We start from the raw sequence: 14958 nt of genomic DNA, 5'->3' as shown, positions 1-14958 counted from the left end.
TAGGAATAATATTAAACTTATAAGTTAGATGTTGCAGCTTCTGCGCAACGTTCCCCATCCATAGCAGCAGAAACGATTCCACCAGCATAACCACCACCTTCACCACATGGATATAAATTAGTGATTTCCGGATGCTCTAATGTATTAGTTCTTGGAATATTCACTGGTGATGAAGTACGCGATTCTACACCAATTATATTGGCTTCTTCTGTATAATAGCCTCTCATTTTTTCACCAAAGGCTTTAAACCCTTTACGTAATGAACTCCCAATTAATTTTGGTAATAAGGAATGCATTGGTGAAGATTTTAAACCTGGTTGATAAGATGTTTCATTTAAGCTTGACGATAGTTTGCCTTCCACAAAATCTGTTAATCGTTGTCCTGGTGCAGATTGTGTGCGTCCTCCAGAGGTAAATGCTAAGCGTTCTAAATTCTTTTGATATTCTAGTGCTTTTAAAGCTCCAAATTGTTCATACTTATAAAGATCTCTGTCAACATTAATTTCAGTGACAATGCCCGAATTAGCAAACTTATTATTTCGTTTAGATGGTGACATGCCATTAACCACAACTTCACCGTTCGCTGTAGCTGCAGGTACTATAAACCCTCCTGGACACATACAAAATGAATAGACTCCTCTATTATTAACTTGTTGAACTAAACTATATGCAGCAGCTGGCAAAAGTTCATCTCTTGGTTCACCTTTACAATGGTATTGAATACCGTCTATGATGTGTTGCGGATGTTCAACACGAACACCCATAGCAAATGACTTGGCTTTTAAAGCCACATTTTTATCATTTAGTAAATAGAAAATATCTCTTGCCGAATGACCTGTTGCTAAAATAACTTTTTCAACATCGAATTCATTTTCATTTTGAAGTTGGATGGCAACAATCTTATTATCTTTCAATGTGAAGTCCGTAACCCTAGATTCAAAATGAACTTCACCACCAAATTTTAAAATAGTTTCTCTAATATTTTGTACGACCTTAGGTAGTTTATTGGTCCCTATATGAGGATGTGCATCGACCAAGATTTGATCTGTTGCACCATGGAACACTAGGTTTTCAAAAATTCTTCGAACATCGCCACGTTTTAAACTTCGCGTATAGAGTTTGCCATCACTATAAGTGCCAGCACCACCTTCTCCAAAGCAATAGTTAGAATCTTCATTGACATGATGATCTTGATTTATAGCTTTTAAATCACGTCGACGCTCTTGTACGTTTTTACCACGTTCTAATACAATGGGTTTAAAACCTAGTTCTATGCAACGTAATGCGGCCCACATTCCTGCTGGTCCGAAACCAATTATATGAATGGGTTTTGAATTTGACACGTCTTTATAATCAAAAGTGTAATCTGAAGTTTTGGGTACAGGTTCATTGATATAAACTTCAACTTTATAGTTAAACATGATGTTGCGTTTACGCGCATCAATCGATTTTCTGAGAATTTTAATTCCAGAAATTTCGGAAGGCTTAATGCCTAAATCATATGCTGCTTTATTAAGCAATCCATCAGGTTTCCCTTCTTGATGAAGATTAATACGTAATTGCAAGGCTTTTATCATGTTACAAAATTAGTTATATTTATGTGGAAGACTTTCAAACTAACACTATTTAAAATCAGTATTTATGGATTTCACCCTTACTACTAAAATTAAGGCAACCGCAAAACAAATCTATAAATCTTGGTTAAGTACACAGCGTCATAGTAAAATGACAGGCGCTACAGCATTTATATCAGATCAAGAAGGTGAGAAGTTTACAGTTTGTCGAGGTTACATCACTGGGAAAAATTTAGAACTAAAACCTTATGAAAAGATCGTACAATCATGGAGAACAGGTGATTTTAAAGAAAATGAGGTTGATTCTCAAATTGAGGTTTTACTTTTTGAAGATGGAGAACATACCACGTTAACATTAAATCATACTAATGTCCCAGAATCGGGAGAGCATTATAAGAAAGGATGGGAAGAGAGTTATTTTGAACCTATGCGAAAGTATTTTGAGGCCTTGAATAAAGATAGATAATATAAAAAACCCTTTCTGTAAATTTGGAAAGGGTTTTTTATATTAAAGATTATACTATTCCTCTAAACTGATACGTTTTATATTATCCTTATAAACACGATCTATTAAAAGATGTCTTGGGTCAATTGCTGCTTTAACAGGTAATGAATCTAATAGAACAGTAATAGAAGATGTTTCTTTATTAAACTTTAATCGCTTTTGTTCGTATAGATTTTCTTCATCATCATCCATGAAGAAGCCAATATCTATCCAATCATTGATTGCAACTCTTGTTTCGTTACCTAAGCTATCTGACTTTACTTTAGAGCTTTCAATTTCTAGAGTTACTTCATATTTACCATTATCTAATGTTTTATAATTCGCTTCTTTCATACGGTTATCGTAAAGCGTAATTTCCTTAAACCAATCAGTAATTAAATACTTTAAAGAATCTGGGACTTGTGGTTCTAGATGTCTTAAAAAATCTAATGATGTTGGATAAGGTGGTGCGTTATAACGATATTCTTCTAAGAAATTTTTCATCGCTAAGTTCACGTTATCTTCACCTATATAATCTTGCAATGCATATAGGACAACGCTTCCTTTACCGTAATGGATATAAGCTTGATTCTCCACCTTATATAAAGGCAATTCTTTAAGTCGCTCACCGCTACGTCCTCTTAAATAACGATCGTGATCATATTTTATAAGTTCCCTCATTTCCATTGGGTTCTTTGCAATTTTCTTAGAAGTCATACGAGATGCATATTGAGAAAAACCTTCACTAAAAAATGTTGAACCTTGCATATTTACGCCTATTAACTGATGCGCCCACCATTGGTGTGCCATCTCATGGGCTATTACTGCATCTACAACATTATTTTTAGTTTCATCTTCTAAATTTATGATGAATCCTATAGCTTCTGAGTACGGCATAGTGCCAGGAAAAGCCTGAGCAAATGATGCGTAACGCGGAAACTCTATTATTCGACATTGCTTATGATAATAAGGACCGAAATTTTCTGTAAAATAGGCTAGAGACCGTTCAATAGCATCTAACATCATATCTACATTTTCAGGATGTTTTTCATCATAGTACACTTCTAAATCAATACCATTCCATTTACGCTTTCTTATTTCGTAATCTGCAGACATAAATGAGTAGAAATTTAATGACGGAGTATCCGTTTTGTAATGGTAGTAATCACGTCCGTTTTCTTCCCATTTTTTAATTAGAGAACCAGGTGCAATTGCTGTTTGCTCTTTTATAGTAGAAATTATAGTTTCGACATTAATGAAATCTGATTGGCCGTTATCTAAATAATTGCGATTGTGAAGCTCAGTAATTTCTGCTGATAGTTTTGGGGTACGTTCTTTAGATTCTAGATCATATTTTCTTCGTGTATTTTTATCACTAAGTTCATAAGACGCGTTATATCCCATTGTTGGTAAAATATCACCATTATTGAAGAAAGTTCCATTCTTAACAATCATTGTTGGACCACGTCCATTTTCAAAACCTTTGGTAATAAATTTATTATCTAATTTCATTATAATTGTCTCTCCTGGTTGTAGCGCAGGATTCAATTTATAAATGGTATATAGATACGTAGTATCTTTAAAAACAGGTTTTGCGTTAGGTATATTCAATTTCGTATCCCAACCTTCACCATTAAAAAAGTGTAGTGAATCAATAGGCTGTGCAGTCTCATTAGTTAATGCTATATCTGCTTTAACATGTATATCTCTTTCGTTTGGAAATATATCTATGTAATATTTTGCATCTGTAACTTTTGGATGAACAGCATCTCTATACTTACTATATTTCTTTTCGAAGTCTGCTCTAAGTTGTTCTGTTGTATCATTAGAACGGTAAGGGTTTAAAACTTGAGTATTATAATATACATAACCGGCAACTCCTAGCCATATTATAGTTACTAAAGCGATAAAACCACGATAGCTTTTTGGCACTTCTTTTCTGGCGGTTTTAATTCGACTTAGTAAGGAACTTTTTGAGCCGCGATTCCATAATGCACCGGCAGTTAGTAAACCTAAAACTGAAAACAAAATCCAATAGAGGTTAAACCATAGCGTACTTTTTAGACCTGGTCCAAATTCGTTCATGTCTGAATAGAATATTGAAGCACTGCCTGCTATATTCAGCATATTAGACCCTATATCTAAGACACTCAAAATAATTTCCCAAACGATTAATACTATAACAGAAATAAAATAACCAATGTACTTGTTACTAGATAATACCTGTATTGTAATCATAATACCTCCAAATACAATATAAAGCGCAAGGTTTTCGTAGAAAAAATCGAGTAGGTATACATCTAATTCTATTCGTGTATAACCATGTAGAAGTTGATAAATAACGGCGATGACTATAAAGAATATATTTAAAATAGAAGTAATACAAACTAACGATAATGCTTTTGCAGCCATTGAAATAAAAGAAGTATGTGCCGTAGCATCTACCACTTCGTTAATCTTAGAATCTCTATCTCTCCATATTAATTCTCCACTAAAAAATATAAGAATTATAATTGTGAAAAGGTTAGTGTTATCCTTAATCGAGTCGATGAGTTTATATGTTAGTGGATAGGATTGTAAGCCAAAATATTCGAAGCCTTGAAATAAATCTGTTAATAAAATAATCATACAAAACAGAAATAATATTTTAAAGGTCACACTCTTTACAATACTTAAAAAGTTTGTGTAAAAAAAGCTTTTAAATTGAATCCAATTCGTTGATCTATCATAGTTTGGATTTAATTTTGGAAGTGCAAATACGGTTTCTGCTTTTGTAATACTTACTTTTTCTTTTTTAATTTTTTTATTCTTCTTTCTAAAAGAAAAACTAAAATACGATAGCATTAAGATGATAATTCCGATACCAATCCAGATAAGTCGATTCCAAAAAAGGACTCCTGAGAACCCTGGACTAATAGTATTTTTATCTGCAGGAGTGAAGTATTTTGTTTCTATTGCGTAAGTGTTAATTCCGAAAATATCAGATAAACCAGCTATAGTCTCATTATCTACATCAGACATTAATGAACCAGAAACAATATAGGCTACAATAATTACTAAGCCGCCAACAAATGAAATTACAGTACTCTTCCATTTATTTGCCATAGCATAAATTACAGCACCAGCAAGAAACATATTAGGTAATATGAAAAGGAGATAATTATTTACAAAAGTTTCGAGATAAAAATCACCATAACGAGCGGTATCTAGCCATCCAAAAATAGAATTCAAATAAGTACCTAAAAGCATTCCTATAAAAACTCCTAATAGTGGTAGGGTAGAAACGAACAGAGCACCAAAAAAGCGACCAAAAAAGTAACCTGGTTTACTTAAAGGTGTAGTAAAAAGAATTTCGTTAAATTCATTATTATAATCTCGTAAGGCTGCGTTATTAAAAAAAGCAACAGCCATTAAAAGACTAAAAATACAGAAGACAGTGACATGTATGGTAATAGTATATGGCGAATTACGATAAACATTACCGATAGCGCCACCAACCGTTACGTTATCGCTCACTGTGGCAAAGAATTCCATCAATGCCAAGATGAAGATGAAAATATACACCATAGGTTGCTTGAGTGTATATTTTAATTCTGATAAAAAGAATGTTTTAAACATAATAAAATGGTTTAGTGTGGATTAAACAAGTACGTTAGACGTGTTGATTTTAGAAAAGAAGACATCCTCTAAATTAGGAGTCACTTGTTCAAATCCGTTTTGCGGATTCTCATCACTAAATACATGTATAAGTGGTTGGCCACCTACCATTTTATTTGAAATAATTTTATAGTCATTAGCATAATTTTTGAGTTTGTCTCTGCTAACTATTTTTTGAAATACTTTACCGTTCAATGCTTCAGTAGCATCTTTTGGAGACCCATGATAAACGATTTCACCAAAATTCATAATCGCCATTTTAGTGCATAATTCGCGCACATCTTGAACAATATGAGTTGATAAAATAACAATCACCTCCTTACCAACGTCTGCTAAAAGATTGTAGAAACGATTACGTTCTCCAGGATCTAATCCTGCTGTTGGCTCATCAACGATAATTAATTTTGGATTGCCTATAAGTGCTTGTGCTATACCAACACGCTGTTTCATTCCGCCCGAAAATCCTTTTACAGATTTTTTACGCTTATCATATAAGTTTACTTTATTTAAAAGATAGTCAACTAATAGTTTACGTTCTTTAGTATTTGTAATACCTTTTAAAATAGCTAAATGAGTTAATAATTGTTCTGCCGTAATACGAGGATAAACACCAAACTCTTGTGGTAAATACCCTAATACTTTTCGTATTTCTGCAGGTTGGTTTAAAATGTCAATATCATCTAGAGTAGCTGTTCCTGAGTCGGCTTCTTGCAATGTAGCTAGCGTTCGCATTAGAGAGGATTTACCAGCTCCATTAGGACCTAAAAGGCCAAACATGCCGTTTTCTAATTCTAAACTTACATTGTCTAAGGCTTTAACACCATTAGCATATGTTTTTGATAAATTGTTGATTTTTAATGTACCCATAGAAAAGTTTTTTTTGATTGATTAGTTTTAATTATGACGATTGATTTTAAAAAGAGTTACAGGTCAGATTGTATTTTTAGTTACAACAAGGTAAGTCTTTATAATAATAGACGCTAAAAAATGACAAAGGGTTGCCTGCTTATTTTTTAAATAAGTAACAAAAAGGTTAAAAGAAAAAGAAATATTACTTCCTTAAATAAGTTATGAAAGAAAATGCATAGGCATGTTTCTCATCAGCATTGTGAGTGGTTCTATCAACTTCTTTCCATTTAGAATTGTCTATCTCAGGAAAGAAGGTATCTGCACCTTCAAAAGTAGCATGAACTCGTGTAATTTCTAGTTTATCCACTAAATCAATAGATTGCTTGTATATTTCGCCACCACCAATTATAAAAGGTTGTGAATCGTTTCTTGCCGCGTCTAGTGCGTCTTCAAGATTGTTAACAACAATAACACCATCAGGAACTTTATAATCACTCTGCCTAGTTATTACTATATGAATACGATTGGGAAGTGGCTTTGGGAAGCTCTCAAAAGTTTTACGACCCATAATAATATGGTGACCATTCGTAAGTTTTTTAAAGCGTTTTAAGTCATCACTCAAATGCCAAATAAGATCATTGTTTTTGCCTATCGCGTTCTTTTCTCCGGCAGCGACAATGATGGTTAGATTACTAGAGTTTTTTTTTACAGTCTTTACTCCGTCTGATTTAGCCTCATTATAGGCCTGAGATTGTGCCATTTTAGTTTCCTCCTTTAGAAAACCTTCTTTCAATTTATCTATACGTTGTTGCTGTTGGTTAACTAATTTGTCAAGTTGCTGTTTCTCCCAGTCTTTACCCATAAACTTATAAGTTATAAATACATTTATAAAGTGGTAAATAAATAGTATTAACCAAGCTAAGATTGCATATACAAACCAATTAATGCCGGCAATGGTAAAATCTTTACCAATACCTAAAACTGTATTCGCTAAAATCAAAAATACAGCACCAATCAAAAAAATAACAAAATGAATATATAAACGCTTTTTCTGCTTGATACGTTTTTGAGCATTTTCTATGAGTTCTAATTGCTCTTTATCTATAGTTGAAACTTGTTTTTTCTTCCCGAACATAATCGTCTTTTAATAGTATAAAGATACCTCTTTTTAACTAAATCGTTATCGTAATTTTCTGCTATAAATTATTGTGTATTTTCGAAAACGATATCGCTGAAAATCAGATGTTAAGGTTGGTTTGCAGTGTTGTTAATCTCATAATATTTATATCATATAATTAGGGAGTTTACCAAAAAGTATCCTCTATTTTACTAAAATGATAAATCTTTCATTTTTCGACATTTAATCGGTATTATGTGCAGCTTTCTTTTATACTTTTGCTTTGTAATTAAATGAATTATTATGGCAATTAAAAAGCAGTATTTAAAAAGTAAGCCAGTTTGTAAGGTCACATTTTCTGTACCTGCAGAAGAGGCAAAAAGTGTAGCAGTTGTTGGAAGCTTTAACGAGTGGAATACTAAAAAAGCTACAAAATTGAAAAAATTAAAAAACGGAACCTTCAAGGGAACTGTTGATTTAGCAACGGAAGCGTCTTATGAATTTAGATATGTAGTTGACGGTTCTTATGTCAATGACGAGCAAGCAGATTCTTATGCTTGGAACGATTTTGCAGCTGCAGAAAACGGTGTTTTAAACGTATAACCACGAAGCGTATTAAAAATAAAAGCGTCTCATAATTGAGACGCTTTTTTTAATTTAAACTGCAACAATTCCTTTTATATGAGGATGTGGATTATAATCTACAAGTGTAAAATCTTCGAAATCAAAATCAAAAATATCTTTTACGTCAGGGTTTAAAATCATTTTTGGTAAAGGTCTAGGGTCACGAGACAATTGCAACTCTAATTGCTCCATATGGTTGTTATAGATATGTGCATCACCAAAGGTGTGGATAAAGTCACCTGCTTCAAATCCGCAAACTTGTGCCATCATCATGGTGAATAAAGCATAAGATGCAATGTTGAATGGGACGCCTAAAAAAATATCTGCGCTACGTTGATACAATTGACAAGATAATTTACCATCGGCAACATAAAACTGAAAAAACGCATGACATGGAGGTAAAGCCGCTTTACCGTTTGCTACATTTTCTGAAAACGATTTGGAAGTGTCTGGCAATACAGATGGATTCCAAGCAGAGACTAACATTCTTCTGCTATTAGGATTATTCTTTAGCGTCTGAATAACTTCTTTTATTTGGTCAATTTCTTCACTTGCCCAATTACGCCATTGATGTCCATAGACTGGTCCTAAATCGCCATTCTCATCAGCCCATTCATTCCATATTCTTACTCCGTTTTCGGTTAAGTATTTCGTGTTTGTATCACCTTTTAAAAACCAAAGCAATTCGTATATAATAGATTTGAGGTGTAGCTTTTTTGTAGTCACCATCGGAAATCCTTCACTTAAATCGAAACGCATTTGGTAACCAAAAACACTTTTCGTTCCTGTACCTGTTCTATCTCCTTTTTCGTTGCCTTCTGCTAAAACGTGTTTTACTAAATCGTGATATTGTTTCATAACATTTCCCACAAAGTGGGAATCTCTTTAAATTAAACTAAAATCCAAATGGAATAAAATAACAAAAAGACATTTCTTATCTACTGAAAATGACAATTCATTATGTTGAACGAAATTAAAAAAAAAGCATTAAATTTTAATATTACATACTTCTGTTATATAATAAGTTATTAACTATTGCTTTATAAGAATTTTAAGAAGACTATCCAATAATCATTCCTGCAATAGTAGCAGAAATCAAGGAAGCAATAGTACCACCAATTAAGGCCTTTATACCAAATTTAGATAACTGCTTGCGTTGTCCTGGTGCTAAAGAACCAATACCTCCAATCTGTATACCTATAGAGGCAAAGTTAGCAAATCCACAAAGCATGTAGGTTGCCATTATGACTGACTTTTGATATTTTAAATGCGTAGCACTGGTGACATCTTTTAAATCTGCTAACTGAATGTAACCAATGAATTCACTTGCTGCTAGTTTTATGCCCAAAAGTTGCCCCATTAGTGCCATATCTTCTTGAGCAATACCAATTAACCACATTAGTGGTGCAAATGTATAGCCTAGTATGAATTCTAATGATAACGCTTTATATGGTGTATTCGCCACGACCCAGTCATTGAGAGAAGTGATATCTCCAATTCCACCGAGTATTCCATTAATCATAGCAATGAAAGCAACAAAAACTAACAGCATAGCACCAACGTTTACTGCTAATTTTAAACCTTCAGTAGTTCCATTTGCAATAGACTCTAAAATATTTGATCCTATTTTCTCCTGCGAAACTTCAACGTCAGTATTAATTTCTTCTATTTGTGGAAACAATATTTTAGAGATAACTATAGCTCCTGGCGCAGCCATTACAGAAGCAGCTAATAAATGCTTAGCATAGAATAATTGCAGAGCTGGATCATCACCACCTAAAAACCCTATGTATGCCGCTAAAACAGCACCCGCAACAGTCGCCATTCCTCCTATCATTACTAATAGAATTTCTGACTTATTCATTTTTTCTAAATATGCCTTTATCAATAATGGAGCTTCAGTTTGCCCCAAAAATATATTACCAGCAACACTCAAACTTTCTGCACCAGAAATTCCTAATACTTTCGTTAATAACCAGCCCATGCCTTTTACTACTTTTTGTATTATCCCTAAGTAAAATAAGACAGAAGTCAAAGCTGAAAAGAATATGATTGTTGGTAATACCTGAAAAGCAAAAATGTATCCGAAAGAATTTATATCTAACATACCACCAAATAGAAACTCACTACCAGCCTGAGTAAAGCCAAGAATAGCAATGAATCCTTGTCCGACATATTCAAACACAGTCTTTACAGCTTCTACCTTTAAAACACCAACTGCTATAATAAGTTGAAATGCTAAACCAACACCTACTGTTTTCCAATTGATGGCCTTTCGATTACTACTGAAGAGAAATGCTATAAATATAAGAGTTACCATTCCTAAAACTCCTCTCCATAAACTGTTGAACGAGAAACCTTGACTTGGTATTATAGTGTTAGTGGTTGCAGCCTTTATTAAAGTATCCTTTTTAGATGATTTAAATTTATAAATAATATCATTTTCCGAAAAAGCTAAAGTTGAGTCAGTGATTGTCTGTATTTTATAACGACGGATCGTATCATTTGGTTGGTTATAATAAAAAACTAAAAGATTATTTTGTAACATATAATCTCCAGAAGCCATAAGATTATTCTTAGCTTTTAGATTATAATTAAATTCACCTTTGTTAAAAGTAATATTATCATTTGTAGAAATATTAAAAAGAGACTGACCCGAAGTATTTTCAATAGCATGAAACTGCCATGTTTTTTCAAGTTCTTGTGCTGTAATTGATGAAAGTCCAATAAAAATAGCAATAAGGGCCTTGAAAAAGTACTTCATAAAATGATTGTTTGGTTAGCGTTTAGAAATTTCATCTCTAATCTTAGCGGCTTTTTCATAATCTTCATTATTTACAGCTTCTTCTAAGAGGTTGTGAAGTTCTTCTGTAGTGTGGTCTTTATAACCCACTTGTTCAACAGCAGCAGCTTCTATTTCTTCAGCAATAATATCATCAACAAGAATACTATCTTGTTCTTCTTCATCACTTTTTGGATTCACCTTTAGATAAATACCTGCTTTGTCTAAAATATTCTTATACGTAAATATAGGAGCTTGAAAACGTAATGCTAACGCTATAGCGTCGCTAGTTCTTGCATCAATAATTTCTTCTATTTTATCCCGCTCACAAATAAGGCTAGAATAAAACACACCATCTACTAATTTATGAATAATCACTTGTTTGACAACAATATCAAAGCGATCAGCAAAATTTTTAAATAAGTCGTGGGTAAGCGGTCTTGGAGGTCGTATTTCTTTTTCTAAAGCAATAGCTATAGATTGTGCCTCAAAAGCACCAATAACAATTGGTAGTTTTCTGTCACCGTCAACTTCATTAAGGATTAAAGCATAAGCGCCATTTTGAGTTTGGCTATATGAAATGCCTTTGATATTTAAACGTACTAAGCTCATAAAATATAAAACACAAAGAACTGTTTAAATTAGGACTTTACCAAACGGCATCGAATGATTTCGACTTGGTGCTAATTTAAACAGCCCTTTTACTATTACAATTTAATAAAATTATGCGTTTTGTGCTTTAAAAGCTTTTAATTTTTCGATTAGTGTGGGTACAACTTCAAATGCATCACCAACAATACCGTAGTCAGCAGCTTTAAAGAAAGGCGCTTCAGCATCTGTATTAATAACAACTTTAACTTTAGATGAATTGATACCTGCTAAATGTTGTATCGCACCAGAAATACCGATAGCAATATATAGATTAGACGCCACTGGTTTTCCTGTTTGTCCAACATGCTCACTGTGAGGTCTCCAACCTAAATCAGAAACAGGTTTAGAACATGCTGTTGCAGCTCCAAGTACTTCTGCTAATTCTTCAATCATTCCCCAGTTTTCAGGACCTTTTAAACCTCTTCCGCCAGAAACGACAGTTTCTGCATCGGCTATAGTCACTTTATCTGTTGCTTTATCAACGGATTCTACATTTACTCCAGATTCTGGAAGAGAAGGAGAGAAGCTTTCAACTGTAGCGCTACCGCCAGACTCAACAAGTCCGAATGAATTATTAGATAATCCAACAATCTTTACTTCGGTAGTAATCTCGGTATTTGCATAAGCTTTGTTAGTAAAAGCAGTGCGTTTAACCGTAAATGGAGAAACGCTAGATGGTGCTTCCATAACATTTGAAACATAGCCAGCCTCTAAACCAACAGCTAAAAGTGGTGCTAAATATTTGCTATCTGCACTAGAACTTAAAACCACTACTTTAGATCCTTCATTTTTTGCAGCATTCTCAATAGCCGCAGCATATTTCTTGGCGTTGAAAGCACTTAAGGTATCATTCTTTATAGACAATACTTTTGTAGCTCCATAATTTCCTAATTCAGCTTCATTATCTGCATTTATAGATATTGCGGTAACCGAAGTACCCATTTGATCAGCTATTGCCTTTGCATAAGAAACTACTTCTAAAGCAGCTTTCTTAAATTTTCCATTATCGGACTCTGTATATACTAAAATAGACATATTTCTTATTTTTTAAATCACTTTAGCTTCATTATGAAGCAAGTTTACTAATTCATCAATATTATCTGCATCTACCAATTTTACGGCACCTCTTGGAGCAGGCTTTTCAAAACTTGTAGCTTTTGTTTCGGCACTTGCGTCAGTTGATTCAACAACAGTTAATGGTTTTTTACGAGCCATCATAATACCTCTCATGTTTGGTATACGAAGATCACTTTCTTCTACGAGTCCTTTTTGACCACCAATTACAAGTGGTAAAGACGTTGTAACACTTTCTTTTCCACCATCTATTTCTCTAACTGCTTTTGCATTTGTTCCGTCAATATCTAAACTAATACAATTGGCAACAAAATTTGCGTCAATCATAGCAGCTAACATGCCAGGCACCATTCCACCATTATAATCAATAGACTCTCTACCTGCAATAACTAAATCATAACTCCCGTTTTTTACAACATTTGCTAATTGCTTTGCTACTGCAAATCCATCAGTAGCCTCAGTATTTACTCGTATTGCTGAGTCTGCACCAATAGCCAATGCTTTTCTTAAGGTTGGTTCAGTTTCTGGCCCACCAACATTAACAACATCTACACTTGCACCTTGCTTTTCTTTGAACCACATTGCTCGGGTAAGACCAAACTCATCATTAGGATTTATAACAAATTGAACACCATTAGTGTCAAACTTAGTTTCTCCATCGGTGAAATTTATTTTTGAGGTTGTATCAGGAACATGGCTGATACATACTAATATCTTCATATAAAATTATTTATTTAAACGTCTTTCTTTGGAAGGCAAAGATAAATATAATAATTGGAATTTTACTATGCATGCATAGTAAAATTATTGTTTTTTTAAAAAAATTAACAATAAACTATGAAATTAGTAATCATTTCTTGTTTTTTTGAGAATTCAATCGTTAAACTGATGTTGAGAAAAGTAAAGGACTATTTTATTTTTGAGTGTACATTTTATCCGCTTTATTATTTTAAAATTAAACTGAATTATTGCTATTTTTGTTATTCGAAAAAAACTAAAAAATGAAGACAATTCAATTTAGAGAAGCTATTTGTGAAGCGATGAGTGAAGAAATGCGCAGAGATGAAAGCATTTACTTAATGGGAGAGGAAGTAGCTGAATATAATGGTGCTTATAAAGCATCGAAAGGTATGTTAGATGAGTTTGGAGCAAAGCGTGTTATCGATACACCAATTGCCGAACTTGGTTTTGCTGGTATAGCAATTGGCTCTACAATGACAGGTAATCGTCCTATAGTAGAGTACATGACTTTTAACTTCTCTTTAGTAGGAATTGATCAAATAATTAATAATGCTGCGAAAATTAGACAGATGTCTGGCGGACAATTTAAATGTCCGATTGTTTTTAGAGGTCCAACAGGTTCTGCGGGCCAGTTAGGTGCAACACATTCACAATCTTTTGAAAATTGGTTTGCTAATACGCCAGGTCTAAAAGTAATTGTACCTTCTAACCCTTACGATGCAAAAGGATTATTAAAATCTGCTATTAGAGATGATGATCCAGTAATCTTTATGGAAAGTGAGCAGATGTATGGTGATAAAGGAGAAGTGCCAGAGGGAGAATATACTATTCCTATTGGTGTAGCTGAGATTAAGCGTGAAGGTAGTGATGTCACAATTGTATCTTTTGGTAAAATAATTAAAGAAGCATACATAGCAGCAGATGAATTAGAGAAAGAAGGTATTTCTTGTGAAATTATTGATCTGCGTACTGTAAAGCCAATGGATAGAAACGCAATTTTAACATCGGTTAAAAAAACAAATCGTTTAGTGATTTTGGAAGAAGCTTGGCCTTTTGGAAACGTAGCTACAGAAATAACGTATTTAGTACAATCAGAAGCATTTGATTATTTAGATGCACCTATAGTAAAAATAAATACCGCAGATACGCCAGCTCCTTATTCACCTGTATTATTAGAAGAGTGGTTACCAAATAGCGACTCTGTTGTAAAAGCAGTGAAAAAAGTGATGTACAAATAAATAAAACGTATTTTTTTACGTTTATTAAACTTCATTAGTGACCTAGAACTTAAGTTTAGCATGGTTGTTGATGAAGTTTAATTTTTTATGACTGGCATAGATTATTCCTTTTTTATACTCATATAGATAAAAAAGATCTCTGCCATGTAACCTCAAAATATCATAGA

General features: G+C 33.3%; 12 protein-coding genes. 3 read left to right on the top strand and 9 right to left on the bottom strand.

Going from position 1 to position 14958, the window contains the following annotated elements; translation table 11 throughout:
* Positions 1-17 precede the first annotated feature (17 nt).
* Entirely contained in the window at positions 18-1577 is a 1560-nt protein-coding gene (locus ACFWU4_RS14640) for an NAD(P)/FAD-dependent oxidoreductase (RefSeq protein ID WP_411129200.1), read from the bottom strand.
* 64 nt (positions 1578-1641) lie between these two features.
* On the opposite strand from ACFWU4_RS14640, the gene ACFWU4_RS14635 reads away from it, so the two are divergent.
* Positions 1642-2040 carry an SRPBCC domain-containing protein gene (locus ACFWU4_RS14635; protein ID WP_411129198.1) on the top strand — a complete coding sequence of 133 codons (399 nt, stop codon included), beginning with the start codon at positions 1642-1644 and terminating at the stop codon, positions 2038-2040.
* 54 nt (positions 2041-2094) lie between these two features.
* Here the strand turns inward: ACFWU4_RS14635 and ACFWU4_RS14630 are convergent, their stop codons facing one another.
* The 3 genes from ACFWU4_RS14630 to ACFWU4_RS14620 all read right to left on the bottom strand — a co-directional run bounded on the left by ACFWU4_RS14630 (position 2095) and on the right by ACFWU4_RS14620 (position 7699).
* Positions 2095-5676 carry a M1 family aminopeptidase gene (locus ACFWU4_RS14630; RefSeq protein ID WP_411129196.1) on the bottom strand — a complete coding sequence of 1194 codons (3582 nt, stop codon included), beginning with the start codon at positions 5674-5676 and terminating at the stop codon, positions 2095-2097.
* A gap of 21 nt (positions 5677-5697) precedes the next feature.
* Positions 5698-6582, bottom strand: a complete 885-nt coding sequence (locus tag ACFWU4_RS14625) for an ABC transporter ATP-binding protein (protein WP_411129194.1) — start codon at positions 6580-6582, stop codon at positions 5698-5700.
* Between the two features lie 184 nt (positions 6583-6766).
* Positions 6767-7699: a dihydrofolate reductase gene (locus tag ACFWU4_RS14620; RefSeq protein ID WP_411129192.1), complete on the bottom strand. Its 933-nt coding sequence runs from the start codon at positions 7697-7699 to the stop codon at positions 6767-6769.
* Positions 7700-7984: 285 nt separating this feature from the next.
* Here ACFWU4_RS14620 and ACFWU4_RS14615 point away from each other — a divergent pair, with 285 nt between their 5' ends.
* Positions 7985-8284: an isoamylase early set domain-containing protein gene (locus ACFWU4_RS14615; RefSeq protein WP_411129190.1), complete on the top strand. Its 300-nt coding sequence runs from the start codon at positions 7985-7987 to the stop codon at positions 8282-8284.
* A 54-nt stretch (positions 8285-8338) separates the two neighbouring features.
* Here ACFWU4_RS14615 and ACFWU4_RS14610 read toward each other — a convergent pair whose 3' ends face one another.
* The 5 genes from ACFWU4_RS14610 to ACFWU4_RS14590 form a co-directional block, all read right to left on the bottom strand.
* Positions 8339-9163 carry a thymidylate synthase gene (locus tag ACFWU4_RS14610; RefSeq protein WP_411129188.1) on the bottom strand — a complete coding sequence of 275 codons (825 nt, stop codon included), beginning with the start codon at positions 9161-9163 and terminating at the stop codon, positions 8339-8341.
* 202 nt (positions 9164-9365) lie between these two features.
* Complete coding sequence (locus tag ACFWU4_RS14605) at positions 9366-11069, bottom strand: nucleoside transporter C-terminal domain-containing protein (RefSeq protein ID WP_411129186.1); 1704 nt, start codon at positions 11067-11069, stop codon at positions 9366-9368.
* A gap of 15 nt (positions 11070-11084) precedes the next feature.
* Positions 11085-11699, bottom strand: coding sequence for a bifunctional nuclease domain-containing protein (locus ACFWU4_RS14600; protein ID WP_411129184.1), 615 nt, complete (start codon positions 11697-11699; stop codon positions 11085-11087).
* 111 nt (positions 11700-11810) lie between these two features.
* Positions 11811-12773, bottom strand: a complete 963-nt coding sequence (locus ACFWU4_RS14595) for an electron transfer flavoprotein subunit alpha/FixB family protein (RefSeq protein ID WP_411129182.1) — start codon at positions 12771-12773, stop codon at positions 11811-11813.
* Between the two features lie 12 nt (positions 12774-12785).
* Entirely contained in the window at positions 12786-13532 is a 747-nt protein-coding gene (locus ACFWU4_RS14590) for an electron transfer flavoprotein subunit beta/FixA family protein (protein WP_411129180.1), read from the bottom strand.
* A 281-nt stretch (positions 13533-13813) separates the two neighbouring features.
* Between ACFWU4_RS14590 and ACFWU4_RS14585 the strand changes: the two genes are divergently transcribed.
* On the top strand, positions 13814-14791 hold the full coding sequence (locus ACFWU4_RS14585) for a pyruvate dehydrogenase complex E1 component subunit beta (protein WP_411129178.1): 978 nt from the start codon (positions 13814-13816) through the stop codon (positions 14789-14791).
* Positions 14792-14958: the final 167 nt, after the last annotated feature.

Origin of the sequence: Winogradskyella sp. PE311 (assembly GCF_046545555.1) — a bacterium.
Taxonomy (GTDB): Bacteria; Bacteroidota; Bacteroidia; order Flavobacteriales; family Flavobacteriaceae; genus Winogradskyella.
Note: the sequence above shows the minus strand (reverse complement) of the source record. Positions and strands in the feature narration are given on the sequence as shown.

What these genes read in the sequence shown, in the direction of transcription:
- ACFWU4_RS14640 (WP_411129200.1), bottom strand. Translation starts at nt 1,577, where the DNA reads ATGATAAAAGCCTTGCAATTACGTATTAATCTTCATCAAGAAGGGAAA.
- ACFWU4_RS14635 (WP_411129198.1), top strand. Translation starts at nt 1,642, where the DNA reads ATGGATTTCACCCTTACTACTAAAATTAAGGCAACCGCAAAACAAATC.
- ACFWU4_RS14630 (WP_411129196.1), bottom strand. Translation starts at nt 5,676, where the DNA reads ATGTTTAAAACATTCTTTTTATCAGAATTAAAATATACACTCAAGCAA.
- ACFWU4_RS14625 (WP_411129194.1), bottom strand. Translation starts at nt 6,582, where the DNA reads ATGGGTACATTAAAAATCAACAATTTATCAAAAACATATGCTAATGGT.
- ACFWU4_RS14620 (WP_411129192.1), bottom strand. Translation starts at nt 7,699, where the DNA reads ATGTTCGGGAAGAAAAAACAAGTTTCAACTATAGATAAAGAGCAATTA.
- ACFWU4_RS14615 (WP_411129190.1), top strand. Translation starts at nt 7,985, where the DNA reads ATGGCAATTAAAAAGCAGTATTTAAAAAGTAAGCCAGTTTGTAAGGTC.
- ACFWU4_RS14610 (WP_411129188.1), bottom strand. Translation starts at nt 9,163, where the DNA reads ATGAAACAATATCACGATTTAGTAAAACACGTTTTAGCAGAAGGCAAC.
- ACFWU4_RS14605 (WP_411129186.1), bottom strand. Translation starts at nt 11,069, where the DNA reads ATGAAGTACTTTTTCAAGGCCCTTATTGCTATTTTTATTGGACTTTCA.
- ACFWU4_RS14600 (WP_411129184.1), bottom strand. Translation starts at nt 11,699, where the DNA reads ATGAGCTTAGTACGTTTAAATATCAAAGGCATTTCATATAGCCAAACT.
- ACFWU4_RS14595 (WP_411129182.1), bottom strand. Translation starts at nt 12,773, where the DNA reads ATGTCTATTTTAGTATATACAGAGTCCGATAATGGAAAATTTAAGAAA.
- ACFWU4_RS14590 (WP_411129180.1), bottom strand. Translation starts at nt 13,532, where the DNA reads ATGAAGATATTAGTATGTATCAGCCATGTTCCTGATACAACCTCAAAA.
- ACFWU4_RS14585 (WP_411129178.1), top strand. Translation starts at nt 13,814, where the DNA reads ATGAAGACAATTCAATTTAGAGAAGCTATTTGTGAAGCGATGAGTGAA.